Origin of the sequence: Leptospira ainlahdjerensis (genome assembly GCF_016919175.1) — a bacterium.
Taxonomy (GTDB): Bacteria; Spirochaetota; Leptospiria; order Leptospirales; family Leptospiraceae; genus Leptospira; species Leptospira ainlahdjerensis.
Genome location: NZ_JAFFPU010000042.1, coordinates 60246 through 79421 on the forward strand (window position 1 = coordinate 60246; position 19176 = coordinate 79421).

The following is a 19176-nucleotide window of genomic DNA, read 5'->3' on the forward strand; positions in this document are numbered from 1 at the left end:
CGCGGGACTTTCACGGAAAGATTGTCGGAGTTCCGACGACAGCCGGTTTTCTAAAAAGCCTTCCTCATTTTTTCTTCTTTGCCTTTTTCGATTTGGGAGATCGAGATTTGGAGTCATTTTCAGAATCTTCTTCTTCCGTTATAATTTCAGTAGCTTCCGCGTGAGAATGCATCCAGTCTCTGTTGTCGCTTCCAAAACTTGCGTTCGCTCCGAAGGTCTGTTTTTCTAAGAGTTCTCTCTTCGCGGATTTTTTTCTCTCCTGCGATTCATAGACGTTCAAAAGATATTCCATCACGATCGGAAGTAAAACCCGGGAGAATACGGTTGCGACGATCACTCCGAAGATGACCACCGTAGCAAGGGGTCTCTGAACTTCGGCGCCCGCCATCGTAGAAATCGCCATCGGAATAAAACCCACGGCCGCTATGACCTCGGTCGTCATAACGGGACGAAGAGAATGAATTCCGGCCAGATAAACCGCGTCTGCAATCGAAGCACCCTTTTCCAATTCTTCTCGTAATGTCGAAGCGTAGACGACCCCGTTTAGAACCGCGATCCCGCTCACAGCGATAAAACCCACACCGGCGGGAATACTAAACGGAAGTCCTCTCAAAACTAAACCGATGATTCCACCGGAAACCGCAAGCGGAACCACGATAAAAACGCCTAACGCGTAGTAGATGCTTCCGAACGCGGCCATCAGCATAAAGAAAATAATGGCAAGTGCGATCGGAACCACCATCGCGAGTCTTTCTTTCGCTCTTGTGAAGTTCTCGAACTGTCCACCCCAATCCGTCCTATAACCCGGAGGGAGATTTTTTTCGATCTCTTCGGTGACTTTCTGAGCTTCGTTTACGAAACCTACGAGGTCTCTTCCTCGGATGTTCGTCTCGACCATAATTCTTCTTTTTAAGGATTCTCTGTAGATGGCCGCCGGACCTTCCACGAGTTTGATCTCCGCGACCTGCCCGAGAGGAACCGTGGAACCGGAAGAAGTAAAGACCGGAATATTCTCCACCTGTTCTAAATCGGTAGCGTCGATTTTTAGACGAACCACAAGATCGAAACGTTTGAAACCTTCGAAAACTTTCCCGGTGTTTCTTCCGAGACGAAGCGCCTCTACGGTCGCAAGAATTTCTTCTGCTTGAACTCCGTAACGCGCCATGTTTTCACGATCTACTTTGATTTCAACAAGGGGAAGACCCAAAACTCTCTGTACTCTTAAGTCCGCAACTCCTTTCACTCCCTTTAACTTATCCGCGAATTGTCCCGCGATATCCTTGAGTTTGACTAAGTCGTCTCCGTAGATTTTGATTACGACATCCGCCTTTGAACCCGAAAGAAGCGCGTTTACACGGTTCTCGATCGGTTGCGACAAACTCACCGTACTCGAAGGAATGTATTTCAGAATTTCATCCTTCATCTTCGTCATAAGTTCTTCTCTGTCGTCGGCGCTGACCCATTCTTTGCGGGGTTTGAGTTTCACCATCGCCTCGCCTTCATCGGTTCCGATCGGCTCCGCAGCGGATTCTCCTCGTCCCATTTTGGAAACGACGCTGATCACTTCCGGAAATTTTTTGAGAACGGTTTCCATGTCCGAGTTCGTATCTCTGGAATAGTTGAGGGAAGTGGAAGGAAGCCGTTTGATATCGACTGCGATCTCTCCTTCGTCGATTCTTGGTAAGAATTCAGAACCCAGAGTCGAACCCAAAAGAAGCGCGAATACCACAACTCCGACGCCTGCGTATAAGAATTCTTTTTTCCGAGTCATACCGAAATCCAAAAGTTCTTTGTATTTTTCGGTGATCACGTCCCAATACTTGCTGTGATGAAAGACCGGTTCTTTGAAAAGAATACTCGCCGCAGCGGGAAAGGTAGTGAGTGAGAAGAGAAGGGCGGCTCCGAGTGCGAGAGCGACCGTGATCGCCATCGGTTTGAACATTCTTCCTTCCACACCTTCCAAACTCATCAGTGGAAGATAGACGAGCATAATGATCGCGACCGAAAACGCCGCGGCTCGGCCGACTCGAACGCAGGCGTCGGTGATAATTTCTTCGGCCGCCATCTCCCTATCTTCCAGTTTGGTCTGCATCTCGTAAAAGGAACGTTTTAGGATAAATGCGTGAAGAATGGATTCCAACATCACGATCGTCCCGTCTACGAGAAGACCGAAGTCGAGAGCGCCCAAGGACATGAGGTTTCCCACGATCCCAAAAGCGTTCATAAAAATCGTGGCTACGAGCATCGGGATAGGAATCGCCAAAGCGACGAGTAACGCACCCTTAACCGTTCCTAGAGCGACGATCAAAACGATGACTACAAGTACGGCGGCTTCGGCCAAGTTCGTGAAGATTGTACCTAACGTTCTTCCGATAAACTCCGAACGATCGTAAAAGGTTTCGATTCTCATTCCGGGAGGAAGTCTTTTTTTGATGTCTTCGACCTTGACTTTGACCCTTTTTACGACCTCGAGGGAGTTTTGACCCATGAGCATCATTGCGGTTGCGCCCACGACTTCGCCCTTACCGTCCTTAGTAATCAATCCGAAACGAAGAGCGGGACCGATTTCGATCTCCGCGATCTGACCTAGCAAAAGAGGGATTCCATCACCGGCGGTGGTCACCGCGGTGTTTCTTAAATCTTCGATCGATTTATACTGACTTTCCCCTCGGATTACGATCTGTTCCGCGCCCTTTGTGATATAACCGCCTCCCGTGTTCTGGTTGGCGGATTCTAGCTTATCATAGATCTGGGAAAGGGTCAGGTTGTGAACCGCGAGTCTTCTCGGATCGATCTTCACTTGATACTGACGAACCTGACCTCCGATGATGTTCACATCGATGACACCTTCGACGGACTTTACTTCTCTTGCCAGTTCCCATTCCATATAAGTTCTGAGTTCTTCGGGAGAATGGCGATCGGACGTTAATACGAACTCGTAGATGTCTCCTAAACCGGTCGCGATCGGAGAAAGCTCCGGTCTTCCGTAACCGGGAGGAATGATCGCCTCGGCTTGTTTGATTCTTTCGTTCACGAGTTGTCTCGCGAAGTAGATATCGGTACCGTCCTTAAAGATTACCGTGACCGAACTCACGCCCGTTCTCGAAATGGAACGAATCTCAGTGACGTTCGGAAGACCGGTGAACTCCATCTCGATCGGGTAGGTGATGAACTGTTCCACTTCGAGAGGAGAAAGACCGGGGGAAGCGGTCACAGCGGAAACCTGAACGTTGGTCACGTCCGGGATCGCGTCGATGGAAAGATGATAGGCGTTGTAGATCCCAACGAGGGTGATCATAAATGTGAGAACCAACACCAAGGCTCTGTTCTTAATGGAAGCGCGGATCAGTTTATCAATCATGTGTTTCGAAGAACTCTCAAAAAGACGATATGGACAGGAAACCCTCGCAAGGTCATAGATGAAAGGTTTTTTTAGAAAGAATGTTTTGAAGGAAGTTTGTCAGAACCCGAATAAAAAAAGAACCTTTTTTGGATCGATCAGGTCGTTGTCGAACTTCTTGTAGAAGGATTCAGCGAAGAGAAGAGTTTGTAATCAATATGCAAAAAGAAGAATAGAATTCCATACTCGATTCCGATCCAGAAAAAAGAATCCCGATACGGAAACGACTCGTAAGTGGAATACGAAAGAAGAATCAAAGCCGACCAGACAAGGGGAAAGATTTTTCCCGAAAAAACGCCGAAAGCAAGCAAAGGAAGAATATACCAGGGATGAATCGTGGTAGAAAAAAGAAAAAAGAAAAGATAGATCGTTTCCGCGGAGCGAAAAAAATCCACGAGTTTGGTTTTCTTTTTTCTTCGAAACGAAAATGTAAGAATGAAGAACAACGCGGCCCATCCGCAGATCTTGCCGGCCAGATAAAAATTGGCTCCGATCGTTCTTAGAAATTCTCTCAGCAAATAGTAAAAACTTCCGTTGAATTCGAAAAGGCGAAAAAAAACGCCAATCCCTGAATCGTACTGTTTTTCGAAAAAGGATTCCCGAAAAAAGAAAAGAGCGACTAACGCAATAACCGTCGCTAAAAAGGAAGTAATAAAAAGGAGAGAGAATCTTTTTCGATCCACTAAAATAAAGACGGTCCAGGGCAAAAGAACGAGAGGAGTGATCTTTGTTAAAATTCCCAGAGACAAAAAGAAAACGTGAAGGAGAAAGTCCTCTGTCTTTTGTCTTTCGTTCCATTTCCAAAGAAAATAGACCGCGCCGATCAAAAAGAAAAGAAGAACCGGTTCAGGATGTGCGTTACCCGAAATCTCTAAAATCACGAGAGGGTTCAGCCAATAGATCAGACTTCTTCGAAGCGGAAGGCCGTTTTCCTTTAAAATTTTGCAAAGGAGAAAAAGAACACCCAGCTCTGCAAAAAACAAAATGGTTTTCCAGATCGCGATTCCGGCGGCGACGTTTTGGAACCAGAGCATTCCCTTTGCGCTCAGAAAAAAAAGAAACTGGAGTAAAGGAGGATAAACTGAATAAAATTTCACGGAATTCATTTCGTTTAACAATTCTTCCGCGTAAATTCGAGCGGCCTTTTCGAAAATTGAAAGATCCAATTCTTTGGGAAGAACTGAGAACGGGGAAATTCCTTCGTGAACCAAAAGCCCGTCCCATAAAAAACGGATCGCGTCTTCGGATAAAACCGGCCTTGAAAAAAACATTACAAACCTCAAGGATAATCCGAAAAAGATCCAGGTTCGAAACGAAAATTCAGTGTTTGTATTGTTTGAAAAAAAAATTAGAATTTTGGAAACTGATTTTTTAAAACGTGGGAATCGATCCTCGATCTCTTTTGGAAATAGGATCCAAAAATAAGCGGCAAAGGCGGGGATATGGGCCGCGATCAAAAAAACAAAATCTTTTCTTTCTCCGAAAATCTGAAACGCGACACTCGGAAGAAAGAATAAGAATAGAACCGAATCCTTGCTCATTTTGTGAATTGAAGTTTTGCGATCGTATAAAGAATTTTCCAACCGGCCCGAATCGAACCAAAAACCGTTCCGCTGACTTTGGAAACCCCGATCCTTTTTTTATAACTGACCGGAACTTCCACACAGGTCATCCCGAATTTGGCGGCTTTGATCTGCATTTCCACAGTCCAACCGAAATTCCGATCCTGCATATTCAATTTTTTGAGAGAGTCGGAGCGGATCACACGAAACGGACCTAGATCCGTAAATTTTACACCGTATAAAATGCCGATTAAAAACGTGGAGAGCCAGTTCCCGAATTTTTGGACTGGCAAGAGCGAACCCTTTTCCGCTTTACCGAGGGTCCTCGAACCAATCACGAGATCTATATTCGGATTTTGGAATTCGTTTAACAAATCTGCGAGTTCAAAAGGAGAATCCGAATAGTCGGCGTCCACAAAAGCCACAAGATTCGGAGGAGTCGAGGATTCTAAGATCCTTTGAATTCCCTTGAGACAGGCGGCTCCGTAACCCTTTTCGACTTCTTTTAATACCACGGCCCCGTTTTGAACGGCGACTTCCGCGGTTTTGTCGCGGGAGCCGTTGTCGACGACGATGATTTCCAAAATGTTTGCACCGGGAATTCTTTTCAGGTCGCCGAGAACGAGTGCGATGGATTTTTCTTCGTTTAACGCCGGTATGACGACGCTCACGGAATTTCGGCTCACAGATCGCCCCGTTTCGAGATTTCGAGCAGCTTATCCTTGGAAGTGAGACTGATCTTTCCGGTAATCAGATCTATTTTTGACTCATAGAAAATATTCGCAAAGGGATAGTAGAGTTCGATGTTTTTTATTTTTTTCCCGATTTCGGAGGAGGCAAAGTTCGAGTTTTTCTTCATGTGTTCGGCGTTTTCTTTTGTTAAACGAACATGCAAAATTCTTAAAATACCGAATTTTGGCTCGGAGACGAGTTTTGTCTTTAGAACCCAATCTATATTTCTTTTTTCCCCCGATCGGATCCGATTGTCGGATACGAGTTTCGCTTCCGGATACCATTCCCAATTTTGTCCGATCTTTTGAATTTCTTTCGAGATTTCTTTTCCGTCTTTGTCTTGAAGAATCGCTTCCATCATCAGATGTCTTTCGGGATCTCCGGTCGGAACGCTATGACCCGCGAGTGTATTTTCAAGTGTAAGGGACAAACGTACCCCTTCCTTTTCCGAGAAAACCCATCGGGGTTCGCCGATTTTCAAACCGCTTTGATATCCTTTCCACTGGGCGTCAAAGAGCGCGAAAGTTTTCGGAACCCCCCCACCGATAAATGTATGTCTGTGAGAATTCTTTTTTCCCATTTGAAAGGAGGGAAGAACGACGCGACGATTGATCGAAGGCATGTGACAACTAACGCAGTCTTCTTTTGGAAAGTGGATGCTCTTTTTATATTCGTCTCCGGTTTTGAAATAACAGACCAAAGATAGGTTGAGTATGTAATCTTGGTTGTGACAATCATTGCAGCGCGTGTGTAAGGCTTCCCTGTTTTTTTCAACCGGATGCGGAGCTTTGGCGCCTGTAGGACCGATCAAAACCGTATTTCCTTGTGGATCGGACTTGAGGTGGCAGGTTCCGCAGCTGATTCCTTCTTTTTCCCATGCCGGATCGAACTTCTTGTTGGGAACAAGGACGGGTTGAAATACGTTCCCGTCTTTGAGATGAGTCGCAATTTCTTTTCGCTGACCGGACAACGGGATATGACAATTTAGGCAAAGCCATTGTGGGGAATTGGGTTTGGAAAGTTCGGCTTGAAATTGAAGATCCGTAAACGCGTTTGCATGGGCCGAGATTTTCCAATCTTTATAATGATCTTCGTGACAGGAGCCGCAATCCTTTGCCGTGAGGCCGTTTAGACCGGGGAGAGATTTCTGGACGTTAATCGGTTCCGCCCAAGCACGACCGGGAAAACGATCTTGAACTGAAGTGAATTCGGAATCGTTTTTACAAACGTAAAAAGAAAACAGAGTAGTTAAAATTCCGAGTAAGATCCGGTAGGTTCTCCATGATTTTAGAATATTCAAAAAATAAAATACTTTTTCGTGAATCATTTTGCAGTGAGAGGAAAGTCTTTTTCGTTTCCTGCCGACCATTCCCACATGGAGCCGGCGTAGTTTTTCGCGGTGTATCCTTCGTTTCTAAGAACCGTGGTTACCCAAGCAGAGCGGATCCCGCCTGTACAATAAGCTACGATAATCGTTTCTCTTCCGATTCCCAGTTCTTTGATCTTTTCTGAAATTTCTTCCGAAGATAAAATGGAACCATTCTCGTGTAACAGATTTTTGTAATAGAGATGTTTGGCTCCTGGGATATGTCCCCCTCTGGATTCTCCATACGGAGTTTCACCCAAAAATTCCCTTTCTTCTCTCGTATCTAAAAAGACGTACTTTCGATTTTTAAGATTGGATTTGATTTCGGAAGAAGTCGCCGTGAGTTTTGCATCGGGTTTGATCGATAACGAACCCTTATTTTTAGGTTCTCCTTGGTTGGAGACGGGGGCTCCCAGATTTTTTAGACCAGCATAGCCACCGTCCACTAAAAATGCGGAACGATGTCCGAGATAACGAAGCATCCAAACGATTCTTCCGTCCTCACCCCAATTGTTTTTAGGTTCGCTGACCACGAGTACGGGTTGGTTGTTGTCGACTCCGTAGGATTCTAATTTTTTTTTAAGAATTTCGAAAGGGAGCAGGTTTCCTCGAAACGGAAGATTGGGAACCGAAAATTCCTCCCAAGAAACCCAACGAGAGCCGTTGATATGTTCTCTATAAAAGATGGAACGAGACCTCGTATCCAAAACGAGGCTATTCGGCAGTAAGGCGCGGGCTTCGCCCGGAGTGAGAATCCAAGATTCCGACTTTTGCCCAAAAACGAAACTTGGTATGATCAATAAAATCGTTAAAAATGCGGATTGAAGTTTCATCGTTCTTTTCCTGATCGGCTTGGGAAGTCTTTTCATTCTATCATTGAGAAGGCTCACAAACCTGGATTTTCTTTTTTGCCAGGAGAATTTAGAAATTTCGTTGCGACAAGTTATAATTCGTTATAGCAGAAAAATCATTGTTATATTAAAATATCTAAAATCATTGCAGAATTGACTGCTCTTTTTTTAGAATAAAAATTAGGTCAAAAGAATAAAACCTGTCGTTATCCAAGAGGATAGGAGGACGGATGATTCGTATCGGAAATTTCCCGGATTCTGTCAATGAATACGCAGCAAGATCGGTGGCAGGTCTTGTTCTGGCTCTTAGTTTGGCTACTCTGTTCACGCAATCGATTTGGTTAAACCTCGTTTTGTTCTACGGTTTTAGCGCCCGTGTTTTGTACGGACCGAAATTTTCACTGTTCGCAAAACTCGCGATTTATGGGATCGTTCCTCTGTTTCATTTAGGAGATCGGCCCACACCCGGTCCGCCAAAACGTTTCGCACAAGCGAGCGGCTTATTGTTTAGCCTAACATCGCTTATGCTACTCTTTCTCGGACAAGTTTTTGCGTTTCAAGTTGTGCTCGGAATTTTGTCTTTTTTTGCCGCGCTGGAATCGATCGTCGGTTTTTGCGCCGGTTGTTTTGTGTTCGGATATCTGATGCGTTGGGGAGTGATTCCGAAAGAAGTTTGTGAAAAGTGTAACAATCTCACATTCACCACGAAGAATTGATTTTACAAACTTGTCCGCAAGGTCGATTTTAAGAAGATCGCTTCCATAAGCTGAATTTATTATTGTCGAATCGCTAATCAATCAAAGGAATCCTATATGTCTAAAGAAAGTTACTATGTACCCGACGACCTAAAAAAATTCGGAAGTATCGGAGAATTTCAGCCCGATCTTGCTAAGAAGTTTTTTGATTACTACGGAGACGTTTTTGCGGACGGAGCTTTGACGGCGCGAGAAAAATCACTGATCGCCCTCGCGGTTTCTCACGCGATTCAATGTCCATATTGTATCGATGCTTATACGACAGATACTCTTGAAAAGGGCGTAAGCGAAGCGGGGTTGATGGAAGCGGTCCACGTCGCTGCTGCGATTCGCGGAGGAGCTTCTCTCGTACATTCGGTTCAAATGATGAATAAGGTCAAAGAACTCGGGATGTAGACTTAGAAGAAGTTTTTGGAGAAAGAATGATGAAGTCCTTGCAGTCTCGAGAAAGTGAACTGGTTTCTCCGGAACGACAGTTTGGCGTGTTGAAGGAGATTTTTACCAAAAAAAAACTTCCTTCCTTCTCGGAGAAACTCGACCAATCCGGAATCGGAACTCTCCATCCGATCCCCACCGAAATTTTTCAGATGAATCTCGGTAAACTCTGCAATCAAACCTGCAAACACTGTCACGTAGACGCTGGGCCGGATCGGAAAGAAAGTATGAGCAAGGATACGATGTTTCACTGTCTGAGTGTTCTTGCTACAAATTCCGTTTCGATCGTGGATATCACCGGAGGAGCTCCTGAAATGCATCCGGAATTTCGATGGCTTGTAAAGGAGCTTCGAAAGTTGGATAAAAAAGTGTTGGTCCGTTGTAATTTGACGATTCTTCTCGCCGGAACACGTTATGCAGATCTTCCTCAATTTTACGCCGAAAACCAAGTGGAAGTCGTTTCCAGTCTACCTTACTTTGAAAAAAGAAGAACGGATTCTCAGAGGGGGGAGGGGGTTTTTGATCGTTCGATCGAGGCTTTAAAACGTTTAAACGCGGTCGGATACGGAATTCCGAATTCGGGTCTCGTCCTAAATCTTGTCTACAACCCCGCTGGCGCTTTTTTGCCCGGAGCTCAAAATTCACTCGAAAAGGAGTTTAAGAGTTCCCTTCGAAAAGAACACGGAATCGAGTTCAATTCTTTATTCACAATTACGAATATGCCGATTTCTAGATATTTGGAATATCTGCAAGAAAGCGGGAATCTTGAGAATTATCTGGAAAAACTCGTAACCTCCTTTAACCCATCCGCCGCGTTAGGTGTTATGTGTAAGAACACTCTGAGTGTTGGATATGACGGAACTCTTTATGATTGCGACTTCAATCAGATGTTGGAGTTGACGGTGGAAAGTGAAATTCGAAATATAAGAGACTACGACGGAGATCTTTTAAACAAAAGAAAAATCAGAGTCGGCGATCACTGTTACGGTTGTACTGCGGGAGCGGGTTCGAGTTGTGGAGGGGCCACCGCTTGAAACTCTAACCGTACCTCAAAGTTGAGAGGAAGTGCAACGAGAATTGTCATTAGGCGAATTTTGTCGGAGTTTCTACACGGGGATTTGTGCATGCAAAATTAGAATTCTGTGATAGAGGAAAGTTCGCCGAGATTTTTTTGATCCCCGCCCTCCACCCGAAAATCGAATAACCTGACCCGCAAGTTTAGAGGAGATACAACAAGAATGGTCTCGAGACAAGGGTTTTGTAGGAGTTCCTACGTGGGATTTTTTTCTTGCGAAACGTTTGATTTTGTGATAGAGGAAAGTTCTCCGGAATTTTTCCGCCACCCACCCCACCACCCGAAAATCGGGCGGGGCGCGCGACTTTTTCGGAAAAATTGTCGTAGTTCCGACAGATTCTTCTTAAAGGTTCTTTCAACTTGTGGGTAGGATCTTGTTTAAAACTGGGGTGAATAGTCGACTTCGATGTCCTTTTCCTTGTTTCGTTCGATCCTTGTGATTCTATCCAGGGTGAGAAATTTTTCCTGATTGGTAACGACCGGAGTTTGGAGATTTTGATTAAAATGAAGAAAAGACTTTCCTTCTTCCAGTCTCGATTTCACAAAAAGATCATGATTCAATTTTCTTTTTTCGACGATTCGATTGAGTTCTTCTGAAAGGGAGAGGAGATTCTGAAACGGATTTTGCAAAAGACCCGAATCCAAATCAAAGCCGATGGAGTTCCTACAGTTACCGATGGCTGCAAGTGTTGTCGTTCCGGTTCCGAGAAACGGATCCAAAACCAAATCTCCTTTGAGAGAATACATTTGGATGATCCGATTCGCGAGTTCCAACGGATACGCTGCGCTCCTTTCCCTTCCTGCGAGCGAATCCAAACCTTGTTTTTTTCCCTTAAAATCCCAAAGATCCGAAAACCAGAGGTTACGCTCCTCCCAAAAAAAGGCGCTCTGCGCTCTTGCTAATTTCTCTTGTTTGGATGAAAACTTTCTTTTATTTCCTTTTCTGAATATTAGAATATGCTCATGTTCTAGAGTGACGTACGCCCCGGCCGGCAACATGCCGGAACCCATGAATTTATTGGGTGAATTTGTCTGTTTTCGCCAGAGAATTCCCGGAAGACTTTGAAAACCGAAAGAATTACAAGCTTGAATCACACGGCCGTGATTCATAAAAATTTGAAAACCTGAATCCGCTTTTCTGGTCGCGTCGCCGATATTGACCACGAGAAAACCGCCTTCCTTCAAAACACGAAACGATTCTTTCCAAACCTTGTCCAACTCCAGGTGCATCTTCTCAAAGGAGATATGCGGATTTGCGGAAATATTTTCTCGGATCGAATCCGAAAAACCGAAAAAAAGATCATCCCACATTTCAATCATCGGATACGGAGGAGAAGTAAGAATCAAATCCAGGGTTTCGGAATCGATAGGAAATGGGTCTCTCGAATCTCGATTCAAGATTTGATGGATTGTCCTCTTCATAACTCAATCTATAGAATTCTATCGATCCGTTTCTCTGTCCACTCAAAACAACGGAGACTTCTGTGATGAAACGACAACTTTTGTTTTTATCCTCCTCCTTTTCGTTTTTTATCGGACCGATCTCTTTTCTATCGTACGGAGCGCTTTTTCTTTTTTGGAAAAGGATACTCGGTATTTCCGGAATCGTTTTTCTCTCCGTCTATTCGGTTCTTTTTTTGCACGGTCCTCTTTTTGGTTTTTAAAGAGGATGAAATTTCGGAAGAGAAAAACGGATGGATCGGGATTTGGATCTGAGGAACCCTATTTCGTCTAACGGCTCTTCTGAGGTTTCCGGTTTTGGAAGACGCCTGTGCTCGATTTTTATGGGACGGCATCCTAACTCTGGAAAGTGGAACACTGTATGGAAAAGTCCATCATCCTTTTTTTCAAATGAAAATATTCCTCCTATGGTGTAGAAATCCTGAGTTGTATCAATCATCCCGAGGTGCCGAAGATCTACGGGACTGTACTGCAAAATTTATTTTGTGTCCCTGCGTTTTTCTTTCCGGGATCTTAGTGGGGTTTGAAATGTTTTTATTTTTTGATATAGATCTTAGGCTAGTGGAATTAACGAAAAAATTTCACACAAAAAGAGTTTCGAATTCTTTTTTGATTTCCTATGTTGAACATAGAAACTGATATCCGAGCGCATCCTGATATTTTAGGATTGGTCTTTCTCGCCGGAGCCTATTTCTACATCGAAAGAAAAAAAATTGGATCGCGGGAGTTTTATTTGGAATCGCCTGCAGGATTAAAATCTTTTTCTGGATTTTAGTGCCCTTTTGTTCTATACGAAACAAAAGGATTTCTTTTCTGCTCGGATTGATTGCCGCGTTCTCCCCTCCTTATTTTTTTTTGGCTCAAGGAGTAATTGGTCGAGACGGGCTTTCGATTTTTCTGGAAAGCTGAGAGTTTAATTCTTCACTTTACACTTTTCTAAAGTGACTTTTAGGAAAGTTCTCGCAAGGGCCTTCTTGGTCGGAGGTAGTTTTTTGTCTCGGGCTTTGGGGGGGATCGGTTTTCATTCTTTGAAAAAATACGTTCGTGGAGAAGAGAAGGCCCTTTCCGAAAGTTTTCTTTGGTTCTTTCTTTTGAGCCCGGTCGTCATCCGTGGTGTTTGCTCCGGCCACCCTTCTTTTGGATCCGAACTTCTTTGATCCCAGGACTCATTTTTTCGGGTGTAGTGGTTTGTTTTGTCCTACCTTCTCCGGGAAGACACTTTCCTCTACAAAACTCCAATTGTATGAAATCCGCTCTGGATTCTAATATTGAAGTATTTTTTCCTCGGAATCTCTTTTATTATTCCAATATTTCTCGCGGAATGATTATTTTTTAAGAAAAATATCTAATATATAATACATGAAAGTATGCTATAATGAAATTATAATTGACTTTCTAATATATTAGAAGAATCCTCTGCTTGGCGAGTTCTTTACTGGATTCGTCCTAACTCTAACTTTCTCTGAAAAAGACCCTTTTCCACCCCGGGGGCCCCGGGTTTTTTTTAAGAATGGGGAAAGCGAAATTACAGAGTGAAATCGAAAAGTAAGAGAAGATAGAGGCTCCTTTAGCAAACAATGACGGTTCGAAGTTTAGACAATTCAGATTCGAGATCTTCGGAAAAAGTTCCGGATGATTTTTTGACCAGTTTTCTCGGGGATAAAATTCGAAAGCGAAGATTGGAGTTGGGGCTTTCCATGGAAAAGGTCTCTCAAATCGCCTCGGTCAGCCGCGGAATGTTGGGTCTGATTGAAACCGGAAAAACGACTCCCAGTATCGCCATTCTCTGGAAGTTATCTAAGGCGTTGCGAACCCAGGTCGCCGAATTTTTACCCGACGTTTCGTTGCACACCCCCAAGGTCTTTAAAAGGCAAGAATCAAAGATTCTAAGCCTATATAAAGAAAAGTTGAGAGCTCGTGTTTTGTATAAAGATCCCGAAAATCACCTCGACTTTTTGGAAGTGGAACTGGCTCCGGGAAATTTTCCTCCGCCGGTTTGGTTTCAGAAACAGAAATCACAGACCGTTTCTCTGGTCCACGGCGAGATCGGTTTTGTTTTTGGCGGAAAGAAGAATCTCCTCTCTCCGGGCGATACCGCGGTCTTTCTTGCAAAGGATCTCCAAGAAATTTTCAATCCTTCTCCTTCCAAAGCACTTCTCTTTTGGATCAGCTCTTCCGTAAATCTCTAAGGTTAGGATCCTCTGCGGATCCAAATCCTTTCTCTTTCTGATTGATATCGAATTATAATTTTAGATTTTCCTGTTGGTTTTAAATTCTGATTTTCTTTTTGACGAAATGAAGAATCCAATGTTGTTCAACTTGTCAAAAGATATGTCCTGTATGATAAATATCAATTCTGCTAAAACAGAAATCAATTAAAATTCTTTAACTCCAATCCGAACTTTGGAAGATCTCCTTTGGGCATTGAAACCCCGCAGGAAGGAAATCAATAAAAGGAAATATACCATGAAACGCAAATTTGGTATGTTCGGACTTGTGTGATCTTTGTCGGAAGCTGCAAGCTCTCGGATAAAAAAGACGATACACTTCTTTGGGGCATTGGCCGGAATCATCACGAACGGAGTTAAAGTGAACACCGCTTGCGAGCTCGTGGTTGAATCGAATGACAACTACGACAACATCGAATTCGGTCTGGTAACCTCTACAACAATCAAACGTTGGAAGTCGGATTGGGCGGGACAAAAACCGGCGTCGATCACTGGGAATCTCATCATTCTTCAATCCAATCAAGGCGGCGCAGGGCAGGAGTTTATAAAACCGTCTAACGGTGTTTATGTTTTATCTTGGCCGAAAGGAGGCGGAACCGATATCAGCTTTAGACAAAAAGGAAACAACGACTTGTTTGAAAACGAAAAGACCGGTCTTCCGGACGGAGCAAGGACCGATACATTCTTAAAGTTGTATCGAATCGATCTCTCCAAAGATCTTGTAGTATTTGCGGCCAGTTCCGGCTCCGGCGCGGGAACTCCCGCTTCTCCAAAGCATATCCTTACCCACAAGTTCTCGGGATCTTCAGATAATTTGTCGGAATTACGACAACTCTTCCGTAAAAGTCGCGGGCCCCACCCAAATTTCGGGTGGTGGGGAGCGGTGGCGGGAAAATCCTCGGCGGAATTTCCTCTATCACAGAATTTCACTTTTCGCAAGAAAAAGTTCTCATGTAGGAACTCCTATAAAACCTTGTCTCAGGACGATTTTCGTTGTATCTACTCTTAGCTTGTGGGTAAGGTTATGCTTCAAAGGGTGGGAACTATCGAACTCTGGGTTGAGGATTGAATTGGCTTCGTTACTGGCGAGCCGACCACAAGCACGTCGCAGTTTTGGACGGGCTTATCAATACTCAATTCTTCGCCTCCGATCTAACCCCTTCCTGAACCGAAAGTTCTCCGCCTCACGACGGAACTTACTCGGTAAAAAATTTCCATACCGTCGACAATTCCGTTCTTGTTTCAACCCGTTGAAAACGTGATAAAGATCGTAAGAAATCCGAATGCGCCCGGAGTTAGCGATCTGACTTCTTCCGTTTTGAAAGCCTACGTTAGACACAATGCGACCGCCACCGAACGCGAGTTTGTCGGCACAGTCGATCGAACCAACACCTCCGAAATCGAATGAAAGAATGGTCTTGCATGGCAAAAAAACACATTCCAAAATTTTTATATAAAGAATCGATCCTATGAATGGAAAGGGATTCACGATCCCGGAGACCGCAAAAAAGCGATCACTTCCTCCTTGACCCTAAGGTTGGAAAAGGAGCGACTTGAAATCGTTGGCTCTTTGTCGAACCCCGGCGCCGGTCATAAATTACCGACTTATTCGGTTCCGAAAATTTTCGTTTCGCTGAGTTGGATTCGAAACGGGAAAGTGTTTCGTCCTCTTTCCGAAAAAACGATCGGCAGAGTCACAGACTTAGAATTGGAAACCGAGTTCGAGGACACGAGAGTTTCCCCCGGAGAACATACTTTGCTGAACGAAAACGTCATACCTTATCGGATTGGAAAAAGGGGGATTCGATTCGATTTTAGGCCGTAGTCGAACCCGATGAATTTTACGCGAGAATATTTCAACACAAGGAGGATCATAAAAAAGAATTCGGAATCCTCGGTTTGGAAGAAGTCCCAGCATACGGAGGCTTTTAAAAAAAGTATAATCTTCACGTTATACGCTCTTTAAAACGAAACGCGCGTTGGACGATTAAACTTCGAGAAGAAAACCGTCCACGGATCGGATCAATAGAAGTCCTCCCCCTTTGGGAAGTTCCTCCACTCGGAACTCGGGATGATTTTCCCAGATATCCAAATCACAAAGGATCAGATCAAACTGTTTCCAATCGGAAACGCTCGAACCCGGCTGCAGAATTTTTACCTTATCCCGTTTTAGGTTTTGTCTGATTTTGGAAGGAATCCGATCGACGGAGCCGTTCAAATCCACGATCGAAAGTTTGGAATTATAGTTGGACGCGAGTCTTTTTGCAATTTGCAAAAGAGCCAAGTCCTTTTCCGATCCGAAAAGAATGTGAATGTTTTTTACGTCTTCCAACTGTGATGAAAATAAAATTCCCGTATTACAATCAGTTTCGTTCAAAATTGTACGGATCTTTCCTCCGAGGATATCGTCCGAAAAAAAGGAACGCGCGGCGCCAATCAAAAGAAGTTTAAAGTTCCCGTCTCCTACGATTCGAATGATGTCCTTTGTGATATTCGTGGAGGTTTTGTAGATCGTTTTCAGACGGATATCCAGATCTTTCGAGAGTTCTTTTAAAGGTGTGAAACTCGAGGCCTCGTATTTTTCAGCGTGGGACTCTGAAATATTAGAATCGGGAGAAAGATGAACCGCAGTAACCTCTCTTTCTTTTTTCCTTTCAGGAAAAAGTCCATAAGCAATCTTTAATAGTTCCAGACCTCTGGAATGTTGTGCAAAAGAGATAAGAATCCCGTTTCCGGATCCGAAAAACGTTTCCTCCTTGGAAAAAAACCAATCTACAAGTTTTAGGCCGGGGCCGGTCATAACGGTCGTGGTCAAGGCCATAAGAACCATCATAGAAAAAATTTCCTCGGACAAAACTCCGAGGTCATAACCTATGTTCAGAACTATCAATTCCATCAATCCTCTCGTGTTCATGAGGATCCCGATGGAGACCGAATCTTTCCAATTTTTGCCGGACAATCTGGATGCGATCGCACTTCCGCCTAACTTTCCAAGGATCGCGACAAAAAGGATCAAAAAGAAAATCGGCCAGAGACCGGAACTCGAAAGAAGGCCGAACTTGGTTCTAAGTCCGGTGAACGCGAAAAAGAGGGGAAGTAGAACGGTGAGGCTGAAGTCTTCGATCTTATCCACCAGATTGCTTCTGAGCTCCTTCTTGTCGGGCATGACCACACCCGCGACGAACGCGCCGAATAACGCGTGTATGCCGATCGCTTCGGTGATCCAAGAGGAGATAAAGATAAAAAGAAAAAAGAACGCCGATATCGTTTTGGTCATCGATTCTTTGGTCGTGTATAGGTTACCGGCTCTTCTCATCAGAGGAAGAATCGCTTTCCACATAACTATCATATAGGTGACGGACATAAGAATTGTAAGAATTCCGGAAGAGAAGGATCCTGCGTTTACGATCGTCACGACCACTGCGAGGACACACCATGCGGTAACATCGTCCGCGGCAGCCGCCGTGATTGCAAGGCTGCCTAACGTGGTTTTGGTCCAACCTTTCTCTAAAATGATTCTTGCGAGGACCGGAAAGGCTGTGATGCTCATTCCGATACCCATAAAAAGACAAAAGGTCATAAAATCCACTTTCTCCGGTGCAAGTGGAATGTAGATAAAGTAGGCGAGACCTGCGCCCAAAAGAAAAGGAAACATGATGCTCGAGTGAGAGATTACGATCGCGGACTCGGCTTGGTTTTTTAAAATTTTGAGATCCAACTCCATTCCGATCACAAACATAAAAAGAAGAAGCCCCAGTTGGCTGAGAATTTGGAGTGTGGACAAGGATTCTTTCGGAAAAAGAAGTGAAAATCCCTCTGGAAACAAAAATCCGAGTAAGGAAGGACCCAAAAGAATTCCGGCCAAAATTTCTCCGATCACGGCGGGTTGTCCTACGAGAGTCGCCACTTTTCCGAAAAATCTCGCCGCAAGCATGATTACGATAAGCTGCAGTAATAATCTCGAAAGAGGTTGTTTGAGGTGTCCCGAAAAAATCTCACCGACCGATTTGAAATCGAGTAATCCGGGTCTTTCCAAAACGTTTTGGATCTGATTTTTTTTCTGATCTCCGGAATTCGTTTCGGAAACCTGAGAAGAATGAAAGTTCTCCTTTTTCGGCTCCAGGTCTTTTCCGGACTGCAGGATAAAGGCGAGAGAAAAAACAAAAGAGAAAATTAGAAAAATGTAAAATACCGATATTTTTTTCATTCGGGGAATCCTGTCTTGAGAGCAGTTTCTTCGCGAATTCTGGATTCGTCATTCAGATTTTAATTTGGATTTTGAGCTTTCAGGATTGAGACTTTTATCGTTTTACTTTTCGGAAATTTCGGATTTTAAAAAAGAAACACTTTTCTCTATAGATTGGAGGAGTCGTATTTTATTCTTTCCGAAGAGTAAAACGAATCGTTCTTAAAATCGACTTCGTTTAACAAATGCGACTACTGCGGAGGGGAGGACAGTAGGGATTCTTCTTGGAGAATTTTGGATGCGAGTTTTGCCGCTTCCAGAGGAGCAGCCGGTTGTCCCGTCGTACGGACTCGGGTTAAAATCAACCACCTCTTTCCATCTTTTTGAAATAAGGCCCAGAACCAAGAGTTCGCTTCTTCTTGATTGTAGTAAAAGGACGAATCCGATTTGTATTCTTCGATTCCGTTCCAGTTTCCGGGGAGGTCGTGGCTTCCGCTTGCGTTGGAAAGAGATCCTGCTTCTCGTTTTAAAAGACCGAATACGGTCTGGATCGTTTTCGGTCGGAAGGTCGGATTCGATTCTTGCAGACGCGTTAGGAAATCAACGAACTCGGAAGGGGAAATCGTATAGGATCCGTCGAGCCAAAAGGAACTTCTTGAGATCGGCACCGGACTTGAGAAAGTGTTTCCCCTTTCCAAAAGTTGTTTTCCTTTTTCGGGACCGATATCGTTCCAAAGTTTTGCAAAATACCAATGCACCGAATATTCAAGCGCCGACCTTAGATTTTGATCCTTTTGCCACCGGATATAAGGATGTCTTGTTTTATCCCAGAAAAAAAGGGATTGGTCCTCTTTGAGATAACCGCCCTCCAAAGCGTTCAAAGCGATGACGGTATGAAAGAGAGAAGCCGGAGGGGATTTTAAAAAACATTCTTCTTTTTGAAAGTAGATTTTAGTTCTCGCCGTAAGATCAACTAACACGGAGCAGACGGATTTTCCGTCCCAATCGAGATTTTTTTCCGAAAAGGGCATAGGAGGAGGTGAGAATAACGTAGGCTCGGTTTTGCAGAAGGAAAGTGTAAAAACGATCCAAAGGAATGAAATTAAGAACTTCATTTGAGATCGA

Annotated in this window: 17 protein-coding genes; 9 read left to right on the forward strand and 8 right to left on the reverse strand. The window is 44.1% G+C overall.

The window, feature by feature from the left end; translation table 11 throughout:
• Positions 1-64: 64 nt before the first annotated feature.
• From JWG45_RS12030 to JWG45_RS12050, 5 genes are all read right to left on the reverse strand, one after another.
• Complete coding sequence (locus JWG45_RS12030; RefSeq protein ID WP_205279944.1) at positions 65-3361, reverse strand: efflux RND transporter permease subunit; 3297 nt, start codon at positions 3359-3361, stop codon at positions 65-67.
• 137 nt (positions 3362-3498) lie between these two features.
• A complete protein-coding gene (locus JWG45_RS12035; RefSeq protein WP_205279945.1) occupies positions 3499-4941 on the reverse strand; it encodes a glycosyltransferase family 39 protein in 1443 nt (480 codons plus the stop codon).
• Positions 4938-5648 carry a glycosyltransferase family 2 protein gene (locus tag JWG45_RS12040; protein WP_205279946.1) on the reverse strand — a complete coding sequence of 237 codons (711 nt, stop codon included), beginning with the start codon at positions 5646-5648 and terminating at the stop codon, positions 4938-4940. Before JWG45_RS12040 ends, JWG45_RS12035 begins: the two co-directional genes overlap by 4 nt.
• On the reverse strand, positions 5645-7021 hold the full coding sequence (locus tag JWG45_RS12045) for a multiheme c-type cytochrome (RefSeq protein ID WP_205279947.1): 1377 nt from the start codon (positions 7019-7021) through the stop codon (positions 5645-5647). The genes JWG45_RS12040 and JWG45_RS12045 overlap by 4 nt, the downstream gene beginning before the upstream one ends.
• Positions 7018-7893, reverse strand: coding sequence for a sulfurtransferase (locus JWG45_RS12050; protein ID WP_205279948.1), 876 nt, complete (start codon positions 7891-7893; stop codon positions 7018-7020). The genes JWG45_RS12045 and JWG45_RS12050 overlap by 4 nt, the downstream gene beginning before the upstream one ends.
• A gap of 248 nt (positions 7894-8141) precedes the next feature.
• Between JWG45_RS12050 and JWG45_RS12055 the strand changes: the two genes are divergently transcribed.
• From JWG45_RS12055 to arsS, 3 genes are all read left to right on the forward strand, one after another.
• On the forward strand, positions 8142-8627 hold the full coding sequence (locus tag JWG45_RS12055) for a DUF4395 domain-containing protein (protein ID WP_205279949.1): 486 nt from the start codon (positions 8142-8144) through the stop codon (positions 8625-8627).
• A 96-nt stretch (positions 8628-8723) separates the two neighbouring features.
• Complete coding sequence (locus JWG45_RS12060) at positions 8724-9062, forward strand: arsenosugar biosynthesis-associated peroxidase-like protein (RefSeq protein WP_205279950.1); 339 nt, start codon at positions 8724-8726, stop codon at positions 9060-9062.
• Between the two features lie 29 nt (positions 9063-9091).
• Positions 9092-10135 carry an arsenosugar biosynthesis radical SAM (seleno)protein ArsS gene (arsS, locus tag JWG45_RS12065; protein ID WP_205280012.1) on the forward strand — a complete coding sequence of 348 codons (1044 nt, stop codon included), beginning with the start codon at positions 9092-9094 and terminating at the stop codon, positions 10133-10135.
• Between the two features lie 419 nt (positions 10136-10554).
• Here arsS and JWG45_RS12070 read toward each other — a convergent pair whose 3' ends face one another.
• The gene (locus tag JWG45_RS12070; protein WP_205279951.1) at positions 10555-11598 is read right to left on the reverse strand and encodes a DNA-methyltransferase; all 1044 of its coding nucleotides are present in this window, start codon (positions 11596-11598) and stop codon (positions 10555-10557) included.
• A 65-nt stretch (positions 11599-11663) separates the two neighbouring features.
• Between JWG45_RS12070 and JWG45_RS12075 the strand changes: the two genes are divergently transcribed.
• The 6 genes from JWG45_RS12075 (at position 11664) to JWG45_RS12100 (ending at position 15690) form a co-directional block, all read left to right on the forward strand.
• Complete coding sequence (locus tag JWG45_RS12075) at positions 11664-11840, forward strand: hypothetical protein (RefSeq protein ID WP_205279952.1); 177 nt, start codon at positions 11664-11666, stop codon at positions 11838-11840.
• Between the two features lie 789 nt (positions 11841-12629).
• Complete coding sequence (locus JWG45_RS12080; protein ID WP_205279953.1) at positions 12630-12794, forward strand: hypothetical protein; 165 nt, start codon at positions 12630-12632, stop codon at positions 12792-12794.
• A gap of 483 nt (positions 12795-13277) precedes the next feature.
• Complete coding sequence (locus JWG45_RS12085) at positions 13278-13826, forward strand: helix-turn-helix transcriptional regulator (protein ID WP_232380657.1); 549 nt, start codon at positions 13278-13280, stop codon at positions 13824-13826.
• 370 nt (positions 13827-14196) lie between these two features.
• Complete coding sequence (locus tag JWG45_RS12090; RefSeq protein WP_205279955.1) at positions 14197-14874, forward strand: hypothetical protein; 678 nt, start codon at positions 14197-14199, stop codon at positions 14872-14874.
• Positions 14875-15102: 228 nt separating this feature from the next.
• Positions 15103-15273, forward strand: a complete 171-nt coding sequence (locus JWG45_RS12095; RefSeq protein ID WP_205279956.1) for a hypothetical protein — start codon at positions 15103-15105, stop codon at positions 15271-15273.
• Positions 15274-15435: 162 nt separating this feature from the next.
• Entirely contained in the window at positions 15436-15690 is a 255-nt protein-coding gene (locus JWG45_RS12100) for a hypothetical protein (protein WP_205279957.1), read from the forward strand.
• A gap of 162 nt (positions 15691-15852) precedes the next feature.
• Here the strand turns inward: JWG45_RS12100 and JWG45_RS12105 are convergent, their stop codons facing one another.
• Both JWG45_RS12105 and JWG45_RS12110 read right to left on the reverse strand, forming a co-directional pair.
• Positions 15853-18072 carry a cation:proton antiporter gene (locus JWG45_RS12105; RefSeq protein ID WP_205279958.1) on the reverse strand — a complete coding sequence of 740 codons (2220 nt, stop codon included), beginning with the start codon at positions 18070-18072 and terminating at the stop codon, positions 15853-15855.
• Between the two features lie 230 nt (positions 18073-18302).
• Entirely contained in the window at positions 18303-19166 is an 864-nt protein-coding gene (locus tag JWG45_RS12110) for a penicillin-binding transpeptidase domain-containing protein (protein ID WP_205279959.1), read from the reverse strand.
• Positions 19167-19176: the final 10 nt, after the last annotated feature.